The sequence below is a fragment of the Streptomyces niveiscabiei genome, from assembly GCF_033794345.1.
GTDB lineage: Bacteria > Actinomycetota > Actinomycetes > Streptomycetales > Streptomycetaceae > Streptomyces > Streptomyces niveiscabiei.
Window position 1 is genome coordinate 1 of sequence record NZ_JARAYJ010000068.1, and the last position, 20,658, is coordinate 20,658.

Sequence of the window (20,658 nt, forward strand, 5' to 3'; positions counted from 1 at the left end):
CTTGCCCGCGCTTGCGGGGTGCCGCTGCGCCCACCCGTGCCGCCCCTAGCGGCACGACTGCCCGCAGCTACGGCAGGGGGGTGGAGTGGGTGCGGGGCGGTGGGTGGGTGGGGGTGCGGGGCGGCTGCTCGCAGCTGGGTGGGCGGAGTGGAGCGGGTGCGGGGCGGTTCGTCGTCTGCTTGTGTCGTGATCGTCGTCCCGCGCGGGAGCGTGATTGCGACACCCGGTGCCGCGTTTACTTCGGCTTGCGTGCCTCGTCCACCAGCAGGACCGGGATGCCGTCTCGGACCGGGTACGCGAGGCCGCAGTCGGGGCTCGTGCAGAGCAGGTCGGTGTCCTGTTCCGTCAGGGGGGCGTGGCAGGACGGGCAGGCGAGGATGTCCAGGAGGCCGGGTTCTACGAGGGGCATGGGGGTGTCCTTCACGGGTCGGGCGGCGTAGAAAGGCCAGCCTATCGCCGGGGGACCGTCAGGGTTCCGGTGAGCGCAGGACGCGGAGGTGGCCCCGGCGGGCGACCTCCATGGGGTCGGCGGCGCGGCCGGAGGCGCCTCCGGCGGCGCGTTCCTGGGGGCGCGCGGCTTCGCGGACCGCGTTGGCGAGGGCTTCGAGGTCGTCGCCGCTGGGGCGGGCCGGCGCGGACGCGTCGAGGAGGCGTACGACTTCCCAGCCGCGCGGGGCGGTGAGGCGCTCGGAGTGCTCGGCGCACAGGTCGTAGCAGTGGGGTTCGGCGTAGGTCGCGAGCGGTCCGAGGACGGCCGTCGAGTCGGCGTAGACGTACGTCAGCGTCGCGACGGCGGGTCGGCCGCAGGCGGTGCGCGAACAGCGACGTACAGGGCTCACGACGTTGGACGGTACCGCACTCTTGAGCGGGCCGCGACGACTCTCCACCAGGTCACTCCACCGTGTCGTGCTGTGAAACCCCCCACAGACACCCCTTGTCATACCCCGCTGACCTGCGTGAACACCAGTTTTCGGCCGGTGGTCGAGGAGACGAACCGGTCAACAGCCGGTGCAAACCACAGCAATTGCCATGAGATCGGCGGTCTCGGAGAGATGCCGAATCGAGCCCAACCTTGGCCGGAATGGTCATCCTGCGACATGACGGTGAGCGCGGTACGGCGGCCTGAGCGGGGACTACGCTTCAGTAGTGATGGAGAGTTCCGTACCGCCCCGTGCCGCAGGCCCCGGGCCCCGCCGCCGCGACCGCCACGGGCGGGGCATGCGCGGCCCGATCGCGCCGCCCCAGGTGCCGCTCGCGGCGAGCCGGGCCGAGATGTTCGCCGACCTCGTGCAGGACTCGGTGGAGCGGCTGGAGCGGCGCTGGCCGCAGCTCGCGGACGTCGACTTCATGGTCCTGGAGGTCCCCCGCCTCGACGGCCCAGGGGGTCCCTGGAACGACGAGGCGGTCCCGCTCGGCGGCATCGTCCCCGCGGCCGGCAGCCGCCAGGCGCGGGTCGTCGTCTACCGGCGCCCGGTGGAGATCCGCACGAAGGGCCGCGACGAGCGAGCGGCCCTGGTGCACGAGATCGTCGTCGAACAGGTGGCGGAGCTGCTCGGGTTGACGCCGGAGACGGTGGATCCCCGGTACGGCGAGGACTGAACCGTCACCGGACGTCGAGCGGCGCCAGCAGTGAGGGGACCGGGCGGTCGAGGTCGTCGCCCAGGATCGTGCCGATGACGTCGACGGTCTGCTCCCAGCCGGTGACGGCGACGCAGGGGACGCCCATGGCGCGGACGGGGTAGTCGTTGCCGCCCTCGTCGAGGCGGTCGCCGACGAAGAGGACGTCCTCCTTGACGAGGCCGAGGTGGTCGAGGAGGCGCTGCATGCCGTACGCCTTGTCGATGCCCTTCTTGGTGACGTCGATGGACGTCGAGCCGCCGCTGCGGACCTCCAGGTCGGGGAGGCGTTCGGAGGCGTACTCCCACAGGGCGCGGCGGCGGGTGCCGGTCGGGTCCCAGGCGGCCTTCTCCTGGTGCGGGGCCTGCTGGCCGAGCGCGGAGAAGGTGATCTGGCTGTCGCGGTCCTCGATGATGTCGCCCCAGGTGTTCTCGGCCCACAGGCCGAGGGACTTGGCGCCTTCGGTGAGGACGCGCACGATGAGGGCCTTCTCGTCCTCGGTGAGGTTCTCGGCGTACACGTTGCGCCACTCCCCCGCCTCCCAGCGCAGGTAGCGGGTGCCGCAGGTCGGCATGAGGTGGAGGCGCTCGGCGAGTTCGGGGGTGAGCGGCAGTTCGTCCAGCACCTGGGTGCGGAACTGCTCGTACCGGCCGCCGGAGATGATGCAGACGGGCTTCTCGGCGAGCAGCCGGGTCAGGCACCGCGCCATCGTCGGCGTGATCTTCGCCTTGGAGAGGGCGAGCGTGTCGTCCAGGTCGAACACCACGATGCGAGTCGACGGTCCCAATGCGCTTCCTTTTCCTTGTGCTCTCGTCGGCCGGAGGCCGGGCCCCCCCCGGGGGCACGGAGCCCTCATCCTCCGTAAATCTGAACAATGCGTCAAGGCAGGTCAGATACACCCTTCAGGGGTGATCACCACCCGAATCGCCACCCAGAATTCAGCCCCCGTTCAGGATCGACAGGTCCTGCGTGCTGTCCGGGACGGCGACCGTGCCCCGGTCGTCGGGGAGGGTCTGGGTGGTGAAGCCGGGGGCGTCCTCGTCGGTGGAAACCAGCGTGCGGGAGGCGTACACGGGCCCGCCGGAGACGGTCTCGACGGTCAGCGCGTACGTGCCCTTCAGCCCGGCGGGCACGGGCAGGGCGACGTCCTGGGTGGTGCCCGCCTTGACGGTGTACGTCTTCGAGGCGGCCGTGCCCGCGTCGGTGCCCGCGGACGCGGTGACCTTGATCTGGGCAGTCGCCGTGGGCGCGGTGACCGACAGGGTGGTGCCCTTGGCGGTGTTGCCGAGGACGGACGCGCGCGTGCCGACGGGTGCGGTGGCCGGGATGAACGAGGTCTCCTGGGCGTTGCCCTTGCCCCGGGTGACGCGGACGGCCGCGACGACCGGCGTGGTGACGTCGCCCGGGGACAGGACCAGCGAACCGGCCTCCCCGCGCGTGATGTCGCCGAGGTCGACGGAGGTGGTGCTGCCCGCCTTGATGTGCAGGGTCTCGTGGCCCGCCGGGGTGATGAGGCCGTTGGCGGAGGCGAGCTGGATCTTCAGGTCGGCGTCGGAGTCGTCGGGGGTGAAGGCGACCAGGCGTACGGCGGTGGCGTCCTTGGGGATGCCGGGGATCACGAGGGTGTTCGCGGGGTCCGTGGAGGCCGTCAGCCAGTCGCCGCCGAGCTTGTCGTCGAGGGCCTGGACGGCGGCGCCGACGCGCCCGCTGCGGACGTTCACGTGGACGGTGACGTCGTCGAGCTTGTCGGTGGTGAGGGTGGACAGCAGGATCGGCTCGCTGGAGTGCGCGGGGACGGTGATGCCGTCGCCGACGGAGGAGTCGAGGGTGCCCTCGGGGCCGTACAGCTCGACGTCGACGACGGCCGCCGAGTCGTCCGGGTTGGTGAGGTGGAGGTAGTCGGTGCGGTCGGCCGCCGTGCTCGCGCCGGGGAACCAGAACTCGGTGTCGGGGGCTCCGCAGGCGAGGCCGAGCAGGCCCCGGCCGGTGCCTGCGGCGACGCCGGTGGTGGCCTGGAGGGTCCAGCCGGGCGCGTACTTGCCCTCGGCGGTGCCGACCAGCGCGGGCGCGCTGCCGCCGCTGACGTCGCCGGTGACGGGCTTGCCGGGGGCCCCGGGGGTGACGGCGGGCTTCCCGGCGGGCTTCGTCCTCCCGCCCTGCGCGCTCTCCGCGACCCCGGTGAGCGTCGCCTTCCCCTCGGCGCCGGTGCCCTCGGTGACCGGCGTGAAGGACGTGTACGCGGTGTCGGCGAGGTCGGAGGTGCTGGGCGCCGGGCAGACCAGGCCGGTGCGCTCGACGGGCAGCCGGGAGGCCGCCCCGGGCGTGGCGGTGCCGGCCCGCGCCGGTTCCTGGACGACGGCGAAGGCGGTGACGGCGGCGAGCGCGGCCGTCCCGGCGATCAGGGACACGGTGGTGCGGTTCACTGCTGGCTCCCGTCGGGGCGCTGGTACGGCTGCTGCGCCTGGTCGTAGCCCTGCTGGTAGGAGGGGTCGTAGGGCTGCTGGTTGCCGTAGCCCTGGCCGTACGGCTGCTGCTGCGGCTGTCCGTCGTAGCCGTACGGGTCGTACTGGCCCGCCTGGTACGGGTCGTACTGGGCGCCGCCCTGGTCGTAGCCGGTCTGCTGGTAGGGGTACTGCTGCTCGGCGCCCGCGTACTCGGAGGTCTCCCATTCGCCGTACGCCTGCTGCTGCGGGACGGCGGCGGGGGGTTCCTGTTCCGGTACGGCGGTGTCGTCGGCGTCCGCGCGGTCGCGCAGGCGGCGGGCGCGGCGGCCCTCGCCGGCGGTCTGGGCGGGGATGAGCTGTTCCTCGGCCTCGGGGAGGTCGTCGTCGACGTCGCGGCGGCGGCCGGGCAGGGCGAGGACGACGAGGACCAGGGCGAGGGCGCCCTGGGTCCACAGCCACAGGGTGTGGGTGAACGGGTCCTCGTAGGTGACGTCGAGCCGCCCGCCCGTGGAGGGGAGTTCGAAGCCCTGGGCCCAGCCGTCGACGGTGACGGCCTTGAGGGGTTTGCCGTCGAGGGTGGCGGACCAGCCGTCGGCGACGGCGTCGGCGAGGCGCAGGACGCGGCCCTCCTTGCCGTCCTCGATCTTCGTGTGGATCTCGACGGGTCCGGCGCCGACCGGGACGGGCGTGCCGGAGCCGTCGGCGGCGACGATCGACGCGCGCGAGACCTCGCGGCCCACGCGCCACAGGGCGCTGCCGTTCTGCTGGCTGAGGCGGCTGAGTCCGGGCGTGGCGTCCAGGACGCGGGCGACCTCGCGCGGGGCGCCCTTGTGGACGAGGACGTAGCGCACCGCGAACTTGCCGAGTTCGCTGGTCTGGTCGGCGCCGGAGCCCGCGACGAGGTTGGCGACGACCTTGTCGAGCTGCTTGTTCTCGCCGTCGGCTGAGGCGGTCTCGGCGTCACCCATGCGGGTGCCGGAGCCGCGGACCAGCATGTAGGAGACGTGGGCGACGGAGTCGCTGTCCAGGACCAGCGTGCGGGCCTGGTCGCGGGTGCCGGCCTCCTCGGCGACGAACGCGGGCACCTGCACGGGGTCGCGGCGCTCCAGGGGGCCGTCGGCGCCCCGGATCATCCAGCCGGCCGCGATGAGCAGCGGGCCCGCCGCGGCGGCGAACGCGATGAGGGCGGCGACGGGCTGGCGCCAGCCGAAACTCTGCTCGGCGACGCGGGAGCGGGCGCCGTCGGCGCCGATCATCGCCGCGCACAGCAGGGCGAGGCCGTAGACGAGGGTGGCGGGGCCCGCCCACGCGTCGCCGTTGGACAGGACCGCGAAGACCAGGCCGATCAGGGCGACCGCCCAGGCCGCCCAGACGCCGGTGTGCCGCTCGGAGCGCAGCAGGGCGGCGAGCGCGGCGAGGACGACGCCGATGAGCATCAGGCCGCTGACCGTGCCGGGGCCGCCGGGGCTCGCGCCGAGCAGGTCGAGGGCGGTCGCGGAGGAGGCGCCGAAGTCGAGGCCGGCCTCCTGGAAGAAGCCGGCCGGCAGGAGGGCCAGCGACCAGGGGGCCAGGATCAGCAGGGGGGTGCCGAGCTGGGCGAGGAAACGCGGCCCGTAGGCGACGAGTTCGGTGCGGCGCACGGCGAGGACGGCGAGGCCGAGGACCAGCGCGATCGGCCACACGATCGGCGTGAACGCGGTGGTGACGGTCAGCAGCAGCGCGTACGCCCAGGTGGCCCGCCAGCTGCCGCGGGCGCCCGAGGAGTGCGCGAGGCCGCTGGCGGCGATGCCCGCGCGGGCGATCAGCGGGAGCAGGATCGCGAGGACGGCGGTGCCGAGGCGGCCTCCCGCGAGCGCGCCGGTGACAGCGGGCAGGAAGGCGTAGACGACGGCCGCCCACGCGCGCAGGAGGCGCGAGGTGACCAGCGGCCGGGAGGCGAAGTAGGCGGTGAACCCGGCGAGCGGGACCGAGCAGACCAGCAGGAGCGTGACGGCGAGGCCGGTCGAGCCGAACAGGACGGCGGCGAGCGCGGCGACGATCGCCAGGTAGGGCGGCGCGGCGGGGGTGCCGCCCGCGCCGACGGGGTGCCAGGCGTCGGTGTAGCGGTTCCACAGCTCGGAGGCGTCGCCGGGGGCGGGCAGCAGGGCGCCGCCCGCGAGCGCGCCGGTGCCGAGCAGGGCGCGGCAGGCGGCCAGGGAGATCAGCAGCAGGGCGACGAAGAGCACCGGGCCGGGTTTGCGGGCGATGCGCTTGAGGCGGGCGAACTGCTCGATCTCCAGGAAGTCTGCGTCGTCCCCGCCGGGTCCCGACTCGATGCCGCCGCCGTGGCGCCCGGGGGCGGTGTCGGTGTCGGAGGAGTCCAGGAAGCTTCCGGCGGCCTGTTCGACGGTGGCCCGCAGGGTCGCGCCGGGCGGCGGGAACAGGGCGCGCAGTTCGCCCTTGTCGATGACGGGCTTCCCGCGCGCGCGGCGGCCGGCGATGATCCGCTCGGGCCGCAGCAGGGTGCCGAGCAGGCCCCGGATCTCGTCGACGGCCTGCCCGGGGACCTTGCCGACGAGGTACGCCAGCGTCCTGAGGACCGTCCCGATGACGATCCGGATGAGCACCCAGGGGAGTGCCGCGGTACGGCTGTTGACGAGGAGGGTGTGGACGGCGCCGGCCTTGTCGACCTTGTGCGGGGAGGCGGCGGTGCGGCCCGCGCAGTCGACGGTGCGGCGCTCGCGGGAGGCGGCCTCGGCGTGCCGGACGACGGCCTCGGGGGCGACCAGAACGCGGTGGCCCAGGGAGGTCGCGCGCCAGCAGAAGTCGACGTCGTCGCGCATGAGGGGCAGACGGCGGTCGAAGCCGCCGAGCTCCTCGAAGACGTCCCTGCGCACGAGCATGCCGGCGGTGGAGACGGCGAGGACCGGGCGGACGTGGTCGTGCTGGCCCTGGTCCTGTTCGCGGCGGTCCAGGCCCATCCAGCGGCGGCCGGAGGGGGCGATGGTGACGCCGACTTCGAGGAGCTGGCGCCTGTCGTACCAGCCGCGGAGTTTGGGGCCGACGACCGCCACGTCGTCGCGGCCCAGCTCCAGTTCGTTGTCCACGACGCGGAGCATCTCGGCGAGCGCGTCGGGTTCGGGGGCGCTGTCGTCGTGCAGCAGCCACAGCCACTGGACCGGTTCGCCGTACGGGAGTTCGGGCATGTCGTACGCGTCGTCGCGCCAGGTGCGCGTGACGGGGTCCCAGCCGCTGGGGCGCTTGAGGTAGGGCAGTTCCTCCGGGGTGAGGACCGGGGCGGTGCGGGTGGCCTCCTCGACGGCCTGGCCGAAGCCGGTGCGCCGGGCGAGGTGCAGGACGCGGCCTTCGCCGAGGGCCTCGGTGAGCAGCTGGGCGGAGTCGTCCGCGCTGCCGGTGTCGGCGGCCACCACGGACTGGACCGGGCGCTCCTGGCCGAGCAGTCCGGCGAGCGCGTCGGGCAGCCAGCGGGCGCCGTCGTGGGCGACGAGGACCGCGGTCACCACGTGACGCGGGAACTCTGGCGTGGCAGCGTCGCGGGCTGCCGTATGGCTGTGCACGGACATCGAGGTACGGGCCCCGGTTCGATGGACTGCGGTGAACACCCCTGCCGCATGAGGACGGTGGGGCGTCTCGGACGAGCGACCACACTATCGGCTGGGCAAGACCGCGGCCCGCCGCCTGTGGATAACCCACCGGCGACGGGCCGTCGTCCTTATTCCGTGCCAGGCCAGAGGCCCTTCCTACAGTCGTACCGGGGTCAGACCGCCGCCTTCTTCAGGCGGCGGCGCTCCCGTTCGGAGAGGCCGCCCCAGATGCCGAAGCGCTCGTCGTTGGCGAGGGCGTATTCGAGGCATTCGGAGCGGACCTCGCAGGCGAGGCAGACCTTCTTGGCCTCGCGCGTGGAGCCGCCCTTCTCGGGGAAGAAGGACTCGGGATCGGTCTGGGCGCACAGCGCGCGCTCCTGCCAGCCGAGTTCCTCGTCCGCGTCGTCGACCAGCAGTTGCTGCACCAGCTCGGTCATGTGCGCCCCTCGTCTGTCTTTCGCGTCCCCGTGCCGGGCCGTCAACCGTCAAGCGGTGACGGCCGAACGACACGAGTGAAATTACAAGTGTGCTGCTCCGGGCGAGTCAAGCCGAGATCTGCTATTGGGCCCCTTATTCACTCTGCGGAACCAAGGCGGCGCGGAAAGTGTTCAAATCGCCATAAACCTTGACATGCAGACGGGGCCTGACGGCCTGTACGGGAAAGGACGCCATCAACTGCGTTCTCGTTCCGACACGCGGGTCACGCGCCCGGTTGTGCGCCATGTGTCCCGGTGAGCGCGTGAACAAACCTTTCGTCTCCCAGACATACCGGATGGGGTGAATCGTGTCCCACCCTCCGGGGGTCGAGTTGACACCGGGGGTGTGAACCGCTGTCCTAGTGGGCATGCTCGCGAACTTGGCCATCACCTCGACCCGCACCGCCGGGTCCCTCGGTGCTGCCCGCGCTCGCCGTGGCTGTTGTTGCTGTCCCAGCTGTTGAGCCCCACCGCGCTCCGGCTGTCCCTCTGAGTCCACCGCGACTCGGCTGTCTGTTCCCCCCGCCCGCACCAGGGCACCTGCGCCACCCGTGACCCGGGCGGCCGGTACGCGACACCCAGCCCCCCGCACCGCAACTCCCGCCGAGGAACCACCGCACCCCATGAACAGCGACAACGACCTCCAGATCGCCGGCGACATCCTCGAAGTCCTCCACCTGCTCCAGCCCCCGCGCGAACACCCCGCCACCGTCGCCGAGTTCGTCGGCCTCGCGCGGGACATCGCCCAGGACCGCTCCCAGTGGGAGCACCTCGTCGAGTACGACGCCACCACCCGCTGGTACCACCGGCTGCGCACCGGCCCCGGGTACGAGGTGTGGCTCCTGTCCTGGCTCCCCGGGCAGGGCACCGGGCTGCACGACCACGGGCGCTCGTCCGGGGTCATGACCGTTCTCGACGGGACGCTCACCGAGCGCACCGAGCGGGGGGTGCGGAAGCTTTCCGGGGGCGCGCAGCGGGTGTTCGCGCCGGGGTACGCGCACGACGTGGTGAACGACACCCTGGAGCCCGCGGTCAGCCTGCACGTCTATTACCCGGGCCTCACCGAGATGCCGATGCACGCGAGCGCGCAGGCGTGCGCCGGGCGCGAGGAGAGCCGCACGGCGAACGTCTGAAGCGGCTCCGCGGCTGGTCTGAAGCTGCTCCGCGGCAGCGGGCCGCCGCGTTGTCACAGGGGCCTGCGAGACTGACTCCCATGCGCATTGTGGTTCTGGCAGGCGGTATCGGCGGGGCACGCTTCCTGCGCGGTCTGAAGAAGGCCGTGCCGGACGCGGACATCACCGTGATCGGCAACACGGGGGACGACATTCACCTGTTCGGGCTGAAGATCTGCCCGGACCTCGACACGGTGATGTACACGCTCGGCGGGGGCATCGACGAGGAGCGGGGCTGGGGGCGGGCCGACGAGTCCTTCCGGGTCAAGGAGGAGCTCGCCGCGTACGGCGTCGGGCCCGAGTGGTTCGGGCTCGGCGACCGGGACTTCGCGACGCACATCGTGCGGACGCAGATGATCGGCGCCGGGTATCCGCTCAGCGCGGTGACCGAGGCGCTGTGCGACCGGTGGCGGCCGGGGGTGCGGCTGCTGCCGATGACGGACGACCGGGTCGAGACGCACGTCGCCGTCGAGGTCGACGGGGAGCGCAAGGCGATCCACTTCCAGGAGTACTGGGTGCGGCTGCGGGCGTCCGTGCCCGCGCAGGCCGTCGTCCCCGTCGGGGCGGAGCAGGCGAAGCCGGCGCCGGGGGTGCTGGAGGCGATCGCCTCGGCCGACGTGATCCTCTTCCCGCCGTCCAACCCCGTCGTCTCGATCGGGACGATCCTCGCCGTGCCGGGCATCCGGGAGGCCGTCGCCGACGCGGGCGTACCCGTCGTCGGGCTCTCCCCCATCGTCGGGGACGCGCCCGTGCGCGGGATGGCCGACAAGGTGCTCGCCGCGGTGGGGGTCGAGTCGACGGCCGCCGCCGTCGCCGAGCACTACGGGTCCGGGCTGCTCGACGGGTGGCTCGTCGACACGGCCGACACGGACGCCGTCGCGCGTGTGGAGGCCGCCGGGATCCGGTGCCGGGCCGTGCCGCTGATGATGACCGGCGACGAGGCGACCGCCGTGATGGCGGGCGAGGCGCTGAGGATGGCGGAGGAGGTGCGGGGGCGGTGAGCGACGAGGCTGTGGTGCGGGGCGGTTCGGCAGGGGCCGGTGCGGCGGGCTCCGGCCCGGTGGGAGACGGGCGCGAGGTGTCCGGAGTGCGGGTGACGGCCGGTTCGGCGGGAAGCGGGTGTGGTGTGGGCGGGTATCGCGTGTGGGCCGTCGAGGGGCTGCCCGAGGTGCGGGGCGGGGACGATCTCGCCAAGTTGATCGCCGGGGCCGAGCCCGGGCTGGTCGACGGGGACGTCGTCGTCGTGACGTCCAAGATCGTGTCCAAGGCCGAGGGGCGGGTCGTCGCGGCGGACGACCGGGAGGCCGCGATCGACGCGGAGACCGTGCGGGTCGTCGCGCGGCGGGGGACTCTCAGGATCGTCGAGAACCGGCAGGGGCTCGTCATGGCCGCCGCCGGGGTCGACGCGTCCAACACGCCCGCCGGGACCGTCCTGCTGCTGCCCGAGGATCCCGACGCGTCCGCGCGCGCGATCCGCGACGGGCTGCGGGACGCCCTCGGGGTCGATGTCGGGGTCGTCGTCAGCGACACCTTCGGGCGGCCCTGGCGGGCCGGGCTCACCGACGTCGCGATCGGGGCGGCGGGGGTGCGCGTGCTCGACGATCTGCGGGGCGGGGTCGACGCGTACGGGAATCCGCTCGTCGCGACCGTCGTCGCCACCGCCGATGAGCTCGCCGCCGCCGGGGATCTCGTCAAGGGGAAGGCGTCCGGGCGGCCCGTCGCCGTCGTGCGGGGGCTTGCGCACGTCGTCGGCGGGGACGGCGACGAGGGGGCCCGGCACATGGTGCGCGGGGCCGCCGACGACATGTTCCGGCTCGGGACGTCCGAGGCCGTGCGGCTCGCCGTCACCCAGCGGCGGACCGTGCGGGAGTTCACCGACGAGCCCGTCGACCCGGGTGCCGTGCGGCGGGCCGTCGCCGCTGCCGTCACCGCGCCCGCGCCCCATCACACCACCCCCTGGCGGTTCGTCCTGCTGGAGTCCGAGGAGTCCCGCGTGCGGCTGCTCGACGCCATGCGGGACGCCTGGGTCGCCGATCTGCGGCGGGACGGGAAGTCCGAGGAGTCCATCGCGAAGCGGGTGCGGCGCGGGGATGTGCTGCGGCGTGCCCCCTATCTCGTCGTGCCCTGTCTCGTGATGGACGGGTCCCATCACTACGGCGATCCCCGGCGGGATGCCGCCGAGCGGGAGATGTTCGTCGTCGCCGCCGGGGCCGGGGTGCAGAACTTCCTCGTCGCGCTGGCCGGGGAGCGGCTCGGGTCCGCGTGGGTCTCCTCGACGATGTTCTGCCGGGATGTCGTGCGGGAGGTGCTGGAGCTGCCCGCCGGGTGGGATCCGATGGGGGCGGTCGCGGTGGGGCGGGCCGCGCAGGCGCCTGCGGCTCGGGCCGAGCGGGGGGTGGAGGGGTTCGTCGAGGTGCGGTGAGAGGGCTCGGCTCGCTTCGGTTCAGCCCGTTTCAGTTCGGCTCGCTTCAGTTCAGCTGGTTTCGGTTCGGCTCGTTTCGGTTCGGCTCGTGAGGATGGTTCATGGCAGGGCGGTTCGCTCCTCGGTCCAACCCGGTGAGTCGTACGACCGTGCGGGGTGGGGATGCTCGGGTGCCTGGTTCCCGGGGGCGGGTGGGAGGGCTGGGTGGGCGGGTTCGGGCGTACGTTCCCCGGGGGGCCGTTGATCTCGGGCTCGTGCTGGGGCCGTTGCGGCGGGGGCCCGGGGACCCTACGTTCCGGGTCACTCCCGATGGGGCTGTCTGGCGGGGGAGTCTGACTCCCTGTGGGCCCGGGGCGTTGCGGGTCTCGGTCGAGGGGGGTGCGGTGCGCGGGGAGGCGTGGGGGGCCGGGGCCGAGTGGTTGCTCGATCAACTCCCCGCGCTGGTGGGGGAGTTCGATGATCCGTCCGGGTTTCTGCCTCGGCATCGGGTGGTCGCCGAGGCGTGGCGGCGGCGGAAGGGGCTGCGGTTGGGGCGTACCGGGCTGGTCGTGGAGTCGTTGATTCCGTCCGTGCTGGAGCAGAAGGTGACCACCGATGAGGCTTATCGGGCCTGGGGGGCCTTGGTGCGGAAGTTCGGGGAACCCGCGCCTGGGCCTGCGGCCGGGGGGCGGTTGTGGGTGATGCCCTCGCCTCGGGGGTGGGCCGCTGTGCCCTCCTGGGAGTGGCATCTCGCGGGGGTGGACGACAAGCGGGCCGCCACGGTGGTGCGGGCTGTTCGGGTTGCCGCTCGGCTGGAGGAGGGGGTGGGGAGGTCCGCCGAGGAGGCTCGGGGGCGGTTGGAGGTGGTGCCGGGGGTGGGGGCCTGGACGTCCGCGGAGGTTGTGCAGCGCAGTCATGGGGCGGTGGATGCCGTGAGCGTGGGGGATCTGCATCTGCCGGGGATCGTGGGGTGGGTGCTCGGTGGGGAGCGGGATGCCGATGACGGGCGGATGCTGGAGTTGCTGGAGCCGTATGCGGGGCAGCGGCATCGGGCGGTTCGGTTGGTGTTGTTGAGTGGGGTGACGCCTGGGCGGAGGGGGCCGCGGATGCCTGTCGGCGACATTCGGGGCCTTTGATCTCGCCCCCGCCGCCCCTACCCGTCCCATCCTCAAGGGGCTCCGCCCCTTGGACCCCGGGCGGTTCGTGGTCGGGTGCGGGTTCGTTGTGGTTGATCGCGCCCGCGCGGTGGAGCCGCATATCGATACAGCCCCGCGCCCCTGGGCAGCAGACGGGGGGCGAGGCTTTCGCAGAACCCGCGTTCCACTTACCGATCGCCCGTCGGTGCGTCGTTGCTGGTCGCGTTCCTGCGGCGGAGCCGTATATCGATGTACAGCCCCGCCTCCGCCCCCCTGACTACTGGTCCGACGAGAACCTCACCGCTCCCGCCGGGATTCTCGCGTCGCACCACACCCTTGCTCCGTCGCGGAGTTCGTTGTCGGGGCCGATGATCGCGCCGTCGCCGATGACGGTGCCCATGAGGACGGAGCGGGTGCCGATGCGGGCTCGGGTGCCGATGAGGGAGTCGGTGATGACGGCGCCGGGTTCGATCACGGCGCCGGGGAGGATGGTGGAGCCGGAGACTCGGGCGCCTTCGGAGATCAGGGCGCCTTCGCCTACTACCGTGCCGCCGGTGAGTTTGGCGTCGGGAGCTACCCGGGCCGTGGGGAGGATGAGGCGGTCGCCGCAGCGGCCGGGGACCGCGGGGGACGGGGCGCGGCCGAGGACCAGGTCTGCTGAGCCGCGTACGAAGGCGGCGGGGGTGCCGAGGTCGAGCCAGTAGGTGGAGTCGACCATGCCCTGGAGGTGGGCGCCCGCTGTCAGGAGGTCGGGGAACGTTTCGCGTTCCACCGAGACCGGGCGGCCTGTCGGGATCGTGTCGATGACCGAGCGGCGGAAGACGTACGCGCCGGCGTTGATCTGGTCGGTGACGATCTCCTCGGGGGTGGTCGGTTTCTCCAGGAACGCCAGGACCCTGCCCGTGTCGTCCGTGGGGACGAGCCCGTACGCGCGCGGGTCGGTGACCTTCGTGAGGTGGAGGGAGACGTCGGCGCCGGTGGTCTCGTGGGTCGTGACGAGGCGGCGGATGTCGAGGCCCGTGAGGATGTCGCCGTTGAAGACCAGGACCGGGTCGTCGGGGCCGGCGTGCAGGCGGGAGGCGACGTTGCGGATGGCGCCGCCGGTGCCGAGGGGCTCGTCCTCGGTGACGTACTCGATGTGGAGGCCGAGGGCGGAGCCGTCGCCGAAGTGGGGCTCGAAGACCTCCGCCAGGTAGGAGGTCGCGAGGACGATGTGGTCCACGCCGGCCGCCCTGGCCCGCGCCAGCTGGTGGGTGAGGAACGGCACGCCGGCCGCCCGCACCATCGGCTTGGGGGTGTGCACCGTGAGGGGGCGCAGCCGGGTGCCCTTGCCGCCGACCAGGAGGATCGCTTCTGTCACCTGTCGTCTCTGCTTCCTGCCGGGACCGGCCGAACTGGGTTTCGGCCGGTCGAGGTTATGCGAGCTGCGGTAGCTGATCGCCGGGGGTTCGGACGCGGTACGCCGGCTCCGCGCGCGGCATCCGGTCCGGACACCCCGTTCCGCGGCCGTCGGCGCCCGTACGGCACCGTCATCTGGTCCTCCCCCACCGGTCCCGTCACGTCCTCCGGTCAGCGGCCCTGGTAGCGCGCGGCCGACGAGCGGGCCGTGCCGAGCTTGCTGTAGAGCTGGCGCCCCGGGCAGTCCGTGGCGAAGCCGTCGCGGTGACCGGAGATGACGTTCAGTCGTACGTTCTTACCTTTTCGGTAGAGATTGCCACCCGCCGACTTGAGATATGTCGTTCCTCGGGGATTGACCCCGTAGATGCCGAGTTTCCACGCCGTGATCCGGGCGACCGCCTTCACCGCGGCGGCGGACGGCCGGGTGGCGCCGTACGTGCCGATGACGGCGATGCCCACGCTGTTCGTGTTGAAACCGAGGGTGTGGGCGCCGAGGACGGGCTTGGTCACTCCCCCGGCGCGGCCCTCGTAGATGGACCCGCACTTGTCGACGAGGAAGTTGTAACCAATGTCTTTCCAGCCCATGCTCTTGACGTGGTAGCGGTAGATACCGCGGATGACTGACGCCACTTGAGAGCATCGGTACCGATTGCCGGTGGCTGTGTGGTGAACGAAGGCCGCCTTGACGCTCTTCGTATAGGAAAACTTCTTCTCCCGGAGCTTCTCGTCGGCCCCCCACCCCTTGCGGGTGACGATGCGGGGCCGGGGTGCGCCGTGCGGGAGGGCGCGCGGGAGTTCGGGTACGTAGGTCCCGGCGGCCGGGGTGCCCAGGCGCGCGCGGGCGCGTGGCGGGCCGACGGCCGGCGTCTCGTCGGTGCCGGGGTCGATCAGTTCCGCCCGGAGTCCCGACGGAAGGGTGCGTGTTCCGGTCGCGTCCGGTCGGACCCGGAGTTCGATTCCGTCCGAATCGCCGACCCACAGCGGCGCCGTGCCCCCGCGCGGGCGCGCGGAGTCGTGTTCCGGGGTGCCGGGGTCCGCGCCGTGGTCGTCGGCGTGGGTCTCCAGGTCCTGCCAGTCGGACCAGTCGTCGGTGCCGGTGGGGCGGGTGCGGACCTGTACGGCGCCGTCGAGGTGCGCGGCGGGGTCGTCCCAGACGACGCCGAGCAGCGAGAAGGGGTGGACGTCGCGGCGCGGTACGCCGGGGGCGGCGCCGACCGCGCGGGTGAGGGGGGTGAGGGGGAGGGACTGGGTGCTTCCCGCGACCGCGGTACCGGACGCGGACACGGCCCCGACCGCGGGCGCCGGCTGGACGGTCGGCGCCGCTGTGGCGGGCGGGAGGAGGGAGAAGGAGAGGGTGACGCCGATCGAGACAGCTAGCAATCCACGCATACCGACGATAGTGAACATAGTCATACATATCTGTCCATCGGGGACCTGACGGCCCGTCGGATCGGTTCGGCCGAACCGGTGAGCCGCCGGCCCTCCGCGACCGCCCGCTCCCCCGATACGCTTGCGCGGGTGAACGCCACCGATCGCACCCCCGCCGACCTGCTGCGTTCCGCGCTCGCCGCGGACCCGGCCCGCCCCCTGGTGACCTTCTACGACGACGCCACCGGCGAACGCGTCGAACTCTCCGTCGCCACCTTCGCCAATTGGGTGGCCAAGACCGCCAACCTCCTCCAGGACGGCCTCTCCGTCGAACCCGGCGACCGCGTCGCCCTCCTCCTGCCCGCGCACTGGCAGACCGCCGTCTGGCTGCTGGCGTGCTCCTCCGTCGGCGCCGTCGCGGACGTGTACGGCGATCCCGCGCGCGCGGACGCGGTCGTCGCCGGACCTTCCGATCTGGACGCCGGGCGAGCGTGCCGGGGTGAGCGCTACGCCCTCTCCCTCGCGCCCCTGGGGCGCCGCTTCCTCCCCTCGCCGCCCGACGGCTACACCGACTACGCCGTCGAGGTCCCGACGTACGGCGACCGCTTCACGCCGTACGCCCCCGTCGACCCCGAGGAGCCCGCGCTGGTCGTCGCCGGGGCCGAGCTGAGCGGCGCCGAGGTCGTGGAGCGGGCCCGCGCGGACGCCGGGCGGCTGGGGCTGCTCGGGCCCGGCGGGCGGCTGCTGAGCGGGCTGCCGTACGACACGTGGGACGGCCTCAGCGCCGGGCTGTACGCGCCCCTCGCCAGCGGGGGGTCCGTGGTGCTGTGCCGCAACCTCTCCGAGGCCGGCGAGGAGGCTGTGGCCAAGCGGGTGGAGAGCGAGAAGGTGACGGCGACGGCCCGCTGATGCCTTCGGCGAGTGAGCGGCGATCGGCCCTGAAGGGGCCTCGTCCTCAAACGCCGGACGGGCTGGATATGGCTGAGGGGGGTGGGAGAGAGCCGGGGGTGGAGGCAGGGCGATACGGGTACGTGGGTGGCGCCAGGGAGACGCGAGCGCGCGGGTGGGGCCGGTCGCGGGGGTGGATCTGGTCGCGCGAGCGGGCCCGGTCACGCGGGCGGACCTGATCGTGCGGGCGGGTCCGGACACGCGTGCAGGCATGGTCATGCGGGCGAGTCCGGACACGCGGGTGAGCCTGGCGGGCCAGGTCGGCGGGGTCCGGGGGAAAGACCCCGGGCGGAAGGCCCCCGGGGGGAAAGGCCCAAGGGGAAAGGCTGCTGCTCGGCGGCGCTGTACGGGTCGCGTCGGCCCGGGCGGAAAGGCCCAGAGGAAAGGGCCGGGGAGAGCCCGGAGAGGGAGAGCCCAGGGGGGAAGAGCCCGGGAAAGGCCGCTGCTCGGCGGCGCTGTACGGGTCGCGCCGGGCCAGGCGGAAGGGCCCGGGGGAAAGGGCCAGAGGGAAGGGCCGGGGGAAGAGCCCGGAGAGGGAGAGCCCAAGAGGGAAGGGGCCCCGGGGGGAGGTGGGCCCAGGTTGGTGTTCCGTGCCGTATCCGGTCGGTCTGGGTCGTTCCCCGGTGCCGTGTTCCGCCTCTCAGGGGGCTTTTCGGCAACGGTTCCGTTGTCCCGGCTCGGCTCCCGGTGTCTTTGCCGCTCCTTGTCGCTGGTGTCCGCTGTTTCGGCTGTTTTGGTGTGGCCGTGTCTGTGAGGGGGTCCCCCGTTCGGGCTATCCCCGGGGCGCATCTCGTGGGTGGGCGGGCCATCGTCGTAGGGGTACGGGAATCGGTATGCGAGGGGGAGCGGTCGGTATGCGCAGGGCGCGGTGGTGGTGGGTCGGGGGTGGGGGGCTGGTTGTGGTGGTGGCTGTGGGCGGGGGTGTGGGGAGTGTGTTGTATGCGCGGCTTGACGGGAATATCACGGCTGATGAGGTGGCCGCGCGGGAGTTGGCTCGGTATGAGCGGGAGCGGCCGACCTCGCTCGTCGAGGGGGCTCAGAATGTGTTGCTCATCGGGTCGGACTCGCGGGCGGGGGGCGGGAACGGGGCGTACGGGCGGGACAGTGGGAGCGAGCGGGCCGACAGCATGATCCTGTTGCATCTGGCGGCGGGGCGGAGGAGCGCTACGGCCGTGTCGCTGCCCCGGGATCTGATGGTGGAGGTGCCCGCCTGTGCGGCGGCGGACGGGACGCGGGCCCCGGCCTCGTTCGGGATGCTCAACCACGCCTTCCAGGTGGGGGGTTCGGCGTGTGCGATCCGGACCGTCGAGGAGTTGACGGGGATCCGGGTCGACCATCATGTGGTCGTCGATTTCCAGGGGTTCAAGAAGATGGTCGATGCCGTGGACGGCGTCGAGGTGTGTCTCGCGGAGCCCGTCGACGACCGGGCGGCGAAGCTGCGGCTGCCCGCCGGGAAGGTCACGCTGAACGGGGAGCAGGCGCTCGGGTTCGTGCGCGCGCGCAAATCTCTCGGCGACGGCAGCGACACGGACCGTATGGACCGCCAGCAGCGCTTTCTCGCGGCGCTGGTGGACAAGGTGTGGAGCAATGGTGTGCTGCTGAATCCGGTGAAGCTCTATCCCGTGCTGGACGCGGCGACTTCCTCGGTGACGGCCGATCCGGAACTCGCGGGGTTGCGGGGCATGTACGAACTCGTCCGGGGCCTGCGCGAGATCCCCACCGATCGAGTGCAATTCCTGACGGTACCGAGAGAGTCGTACGTCTATAACACCAATCGTGACCAGCTCGTGCAGCCCGCCGCCGGAGAACTCTTCCGGCGGCTCCGCGCCGACCTCCCCGTCTCCGTCGCCTCCGCCCCGCAGTCGTACGGCCACGGTGTGCGCATGCCCGCCACCCCTCTCTACCGGGGCGGCACAGCCGCCACACAGCGGTGTGAGTAAAGCAACCGCCAAGTACCCAAGATTTAACGAACTCCCGTTCCAGGAATTGCGCCGGATTGCCCGATGTAGGCACGTGGAATTTGTCACCGCCGTCGCTTGACACCCGGACGGGCGGATAGTGTGAGCCGATCCAGTGCACCCGGCCGCGAGCTCCTTCCCCGGGGCCGTGCACCGTAGACCGAGACCTGAGCGCCTTTACGGGGGAAAAGGGCGCCGCGTGGCCCCGACGGAGGATTCGGACAACCGTGGACGCGCAAGGCCGTGGGCGGGCGGACAACATCGATCCCGCAGACCAGTGGGTGCTCAATCCGAACACCGGCGAATACGAACTGCGACTGGCTCCTTCCGCAGCGCAGTCACCGACGCCGGTGCCGTCGTCCGTGCCCGGACCCCGGAGAGCCGCGTCGCGCGCGGCCACCGAGGCTCCCGCGCCGGACCGCGGCGCGCTGCCCGGCGGGCCCGGGCGTGACGTGCCCGGACCCCGGCGCCGCAGGGGCGGTGCCGCTCCCGAGGAGCCGCTGCCGGGGCGGCGGGGCCGTAAACCCGTCAAGAAGAAGTCCAAGGGGAAGAAGATCCTCATGTGGACCGGCGGGACCATGGCCTTCCTGATGGTCGGTACGGCCGCCGCCGCGTACCTCTACATCGAGCACCTCAACGACAACATCTCCTCCGCGTCCACCGACGGCGCCGGGACCGGCGGGTTCAGCAAGGACAAGGCCATCAACCTCCTGCTGATCGGCACCGACAAGCGGACCGGGGCCGGGAACGAGGGGTACGGGGACGCCGAGAGCGTCGGGCACGCCGATACGACGATCCTGCTGCACGTCTCCAAGGACCGGACCAACGCGACCGCGCTGTCCATCCCGCGCGACCTCATCGTCGACATCCCCGACTGCCCCACCGAGCAGGCCGACGGGACCACCAAGGTCATTCCGGGTGAGACCGGGAAACGGTTCAACACGAGCCTCGGGCAGCAGAACCGGACGCCCAGCTGCACCATGCGGACCGTCACCGAGCTGACCGGGATCACGCCGGACAACTTCATGGTCGCCGACTTCAACGCGGTGAAGACCCTCACGTCCGCCGTCGGCGGGGTCGAGGTGTGCCTCGCCAAGGACATCGACGACAAGGACTCCCACCTCAAGCTGTCCAAGGGGACGCATCTCATCGAGGGGGAGCAGGCGCTGGCGTTCGTGCGGACGCGGCACTCCGTCGGGTTCGGGGGGGATCTCAGCCGGATCCAGATCCAGCAGCAGTTCCTCAGCGCGCTCATGCGGAAGCTCAAGTCCAACGACACGCTGACCGATCCGGCGAAGATGATAAAGCTGGCCGAGGCGGGGACGAAGGCGCTCACCGTCGACAGCGAGCTCGACAGCATCGGGAAGCTCAAGGATCTCGGGCTGGAGCTGGGGAAGCTCAACGTCAAGAACCTGACGTTCGCGACGATTCCCGTCGTCGACAACCCCGCCGAGAAGGTCAAGGCGACCGTCGTGCTCAATCAGAGTGCCGCGCCCACCGTGTTCCAGATGATCCGGGACGACGTGTCGTTCACCGAGGTCGCGCAGAAGGCCAAGGAGTCCAAGTCGGCGGCTGCCGCGGAGGCTGCCGCTCGGCTCAAGGGGACCCAGTCCGCCGCGTCCGAGGTGCGGGTTCAGGTCATGAACGGCGGGGCCGTCGCCGGGAGTGCTCAGGAGACGCTGAGCTGGCTCCAGAACGATGAGGGTGTGACCAAGTCCGAGAACGCGGGGAACGCGCCTGCGGAGTTGGCCAATACGACGCTGGAGTACGGGCCCGAGCAGGCCGATCAGGCTCGGAAGCTGGCTGCGATCATGGGGTTGCCGGGGACTGCTCTGAAGCCGGGGAAGAGTGTCACGAACTCCCAAGGGCTGCCGACGATGACGCTGACGCTGGGGAAGGACTTCAAGGGGGCGGGGGTTTCCATGACCGCTGCCGCGAAGGTGCCGGATGCGGCGAACAAGTCGACTGCGGACAAGGTGGAGTGTGCGAAGTAGGTAGCGCCGGGTTCTTCTCGCCCCCGCCGCCCCTACCCTTCCCATCCTTCGAAGGGGCTCCGCCCCTTCCACCCCGCCAAGGGGCTCCGCCCCCTGGACCCCCATCGGCCCGAAGGGCCTCGTCCTCAAACGCCGGACGGGCTGGAGGGGGCTGGGGTGGGT

16 protein-coding genes are annotated in these 20,658 nt (G+C 72.2%); 8 read left to right on the forward strand and 8 right to left on the reverse strand.

Annotated elements, in window-relative coordinates; all coding sequences use genetic code 11:
• Positions 1–235: 235 nt before the first annotated feature.
• Both PV682_RS42575 and PV682_RS42580 read right to left on the reverse strand, forming a co-directional pair.
• Positions 236–409, reverse strand: a complete 174-nt coding sequence (locus tag PV682_RS42575) for a Trm112 family protein (RefSeq protein WP_319738085.1) — start codon at positions 407–409, stop codon at positions 236–238.
• Positions 410–467: 58 nt separating this feature from the next.
• Complete coding sequence (locus PV682_RS42580) at positions 468–887, reverse strand: DUF3499 domain-containing protein (protein WP_010352397.1); 420 nt, start codon at positions 885–887, stop codon at positions 468–470.
• Positions 888–1,149: 262 nt separating this feature from the next.
• On the opposite strand from PV682_RS42580, the gene PV682_RS42585 reads away from it, so the two are divergent.
• Positions 1,150–1,599, forward strand: a complete 450-nt coding sequence (locus PV682_RS42585) for a metallopeptidase family protein (protein WP_079057196.1) — start codon at positions 1,150–1,152, stop codon at positions 1,597–1,599.
• Positions 1,600–1,603: 4 nt separating this feature from the next.
• Here PV682_RS42585 and PV682_RS42590 read toward each other — a convergent pair whose 3' ends face one another.
• The 4 genes from PV682_RS42590 to PV682_RS42605 form a co-directional block, all read right to left on the reverse strand.
• Positions 1,604–2,404, reverse strand: a complete 801-nt coding sequence (locus PV682_RS42590; protein WP_109364732.1) for an HAD-IIB family hydrolase — start codon at positions 2,402–2,404, stop codon at positions 1,604–1,606.
• A gap of 151 nt (positions 2,405–2,555) precedes the next feature.
• Positions 2,556–4,040 (reverse strand): DUF5719 family protein, encoded by a 1,485-nt coding sequence (locus PV682_RS42595; protein ID WP_319738091.1) that lies wholly within the window; start codon positions 4,038–4,040, stop codon positions 2,556–2,558.
• Positions 4,037–7,624 (reverse strand): glycosyltransferase, encoded by a 3,588-nt coding sequence (locus PV682_RS42600; RefSeq protein ID WP_319738092.1) that lies wholly within the window; start codon positions 7,622–7,624, stop codon positions 4,037–4,039. The genes PV682_RS42595 and PV682_RS42600 overlap by 4 nt, the downstream gene beginning before the upstream one ends.
• A 194-nt stretch (positions 7,625–7,818) precedes the next feature.
• A complete protein-coding gene (locus PV682_RS42605) occupies positions 7,819–8,082 on the reverse strand; it encodes a WhiB family transcriptional regulator (RefSeq protein WP_003975777.1) in 264 nt (87 codons plus the stop codon).
• A gap of 662 nt (positions 8,083–8,744) precedes the next feature.
• Here PV682_RS42605 and PV682_RS42610 point away from each other — a divergent pair.
• The 4 genes from PV682_RS42610 (at position 8,745) to PV682_RS42625 (ending at position 12,830) form a co-directional block, all read left to right on the forward strand.
• Complete coding sequence (locus tag PV682_RS42610; protein WP_319738094.1) at positions 8,745–9,254, forward strand: cysteine dioxygenase; 510 nt, start codon at positions 8,745–8,747, stop codon at positions 9,252–9,254.
• A gap of 80 nt (positions 9,255–9,334) precedes the next feature.
• On the forward strand, positions 9,335–10,294 hold the full coding sequence (cofD, locus tag PV682_RS42615) for a 2-phospho-L-lactate transferase (RefSeq protein ID WP_319738096.1): 960 nt from the start codon (positions 9,335–9,337) through the stop codon (positions 10,292–10,294).
• A gap of 92 nt (positions 10,295–10,386) precedes the next feature.
• Positions 10,387–11,715: a coenzyme F420-0:L-glutamate ligase gene (locus tag PV682_RS42620; RefSeq protein WP_407705839.1), complete on the forward strand. Its 1,329-nt coding sequence runs from the start codon at positions 10,387–10,389 to the stop codon at positions 11,713–11,715.
• A gap of 101 nt (positions 11,716–11,816) precedes the next feature.
• The gene (locus tag PV682_RS42625; RefSeq protein WP_319738098.1) at positions 11,817–12,830 is read left to right on the forward strand and encodes a DNA-3-methyladenine glycosylase family protein; all 1,014 of its coding nucleotides are present in this window, start codon (positions 11,817–11,819) and stop codon (positions 12,828–12,830) included.
• 277 nt (positions 12,831–13,107) lie between these two features.
• Here the strand turns inward: PV682_RS42625 and manB are convergent, their stop codons facing one another.
• Entirely contained in the window at positions 13,108–14,190 is a 1,083-nt protein-coding gene (gene manB, locus PV682_RS42630; RefSeq protein WP_319738100.1) for a mannose-1-phosphate guanylyltransferase, read from the reverse strand.
• 209 nt (positions 14,191–14,399) lie between these two features.
• Positions 14,400–15,635 carry an N-acetylmuramoyl-L-alanine amidase gene (locus PV682_RS42635; RefSeq protein ID WP_319738109.1) on the reverse strand — a complete coding sequence of 412 codons (1,236 nt, stop codon included), beginning with the start codon at positions 15,633–15,635 and terminating at the stop codon, positions 14,400–14,402.
• Positions 15,636–15,746: 111 nt separating this feature from the next.
• Between PV682_RS42635 and PV682_RS42640 the strand changes: the two genes are divergently transcribed.
• The 3 genes from PV682_RS42640 to PV682_RS42650 all read left to right on the forward strand — a co-directional run bounded on the left by PV682_RS42640 (position 15,747) and on the right by PV682_RS42650 (position 20,496).
• The gene (locus PV682_RS42640; protein ID WP_319738102.1) at positions 15,747–16,505 is read left to right on the forward strand and encodes a TIGR03089 family protein; all 759 of its coding nucleotides are present in this window, start codon (positions 15,747–15,749) and stop codon (positions 16,503–16,505) included.
• A gap of 872 nt (positions 16,506–17,377) precedes the next feature.
• On the forward strand, positions 17,378–18,484 hold the full coding sequence (locus PV682_RS42645; protein WP_319738104.1) for an LCP family protein: 1,107 nt from the start codon (positions 17,378–17,380) through the stop codon (positions 18,482–18,484).
• Between the two features lie 245 nt (positions 18,485–18,729).
• The gene (locus PV682_RS42650) at positions 18,730–20,496 is read left to right on the forward strand and encodes an LCP family protein (RefSeq protein ID WP_319738106.1); all 1,767 of its coding nucleotides are present in this window, start codon (positions 18,730–18,732) and stop codon (positions 20,494–20,496) included.
• The last annotated feature ends 162 nt before the right edge of the window (positions 20,497–20,658 follow it).

Excerpts from the sequence above, each read along its gene's own strand:
- PV682_RS42575 (WP_319738085.1), bottom strand. The coding sequence starts at position 409 with ATGCCCCTCGTAGAACCCGGCCTCCTGGACATCCTCGCCTGCCCGTCC.
- PV682_RS42585 (WP_079057196.1), top strand. The coding sequence starts at position 1,150 with ATGGAGAGTTCCGTACCGCCCCGTGCCGCAGGCCCCGGGCCCCGCCGC.
- PV682_RS42600 (WP_319738092.1), bottom strand. The coding sequence starts at position 7,624 with ATGTCCGTGCACAGCCATACGGCAGCCCGCGACGCTGCCACGCCAGAG.
- PV682_RS42605 (WP_003975777.1), bottom strand. The coding sequence starts at position 8,082 with ATGACCGAGCTGGTGCAGCAACTGCTGGTCGACGACGCGGACGAGGAA.
- PV682_RS42610 (WP_319738094.1), top strand. The coding sequence starts at position 8,745 with ATGAACAGCGACAACGACCTCCAGATCGCCGGCGACATCCTCGAAGTC.
- cofD (WP_319738096.1), top strand. The coding sequence starts at position 9,335 with ATGCGCATTGTGGTTCTGGCAGGCGGTATCGGCGGGGCACGCTTCCTG.
- PV682_RS42625 (WP_319738098.1), top strand. The coding sequence starts at position 11,817 with ATGGCAGGGCGGTTCGCTCCTCGGTCCAACCCGGTGAGTCGTACGACC.
- PV682_RS42635 (WP_319738109.1), bottom strand. The coding sequence starts at position 15,635 with ATGTTCACTATCGTCGGTATGCGTGGATTGCTAGCTGTCTCGATCGGC.
- PV682_RS42645 (WP_319738104.1), top strand. The coding sequence starts at position 17,378 with ATGCGAGGGGGAGCGGTCGGTATGCGCAGGGCGCGGTGGTGGTGGGTC.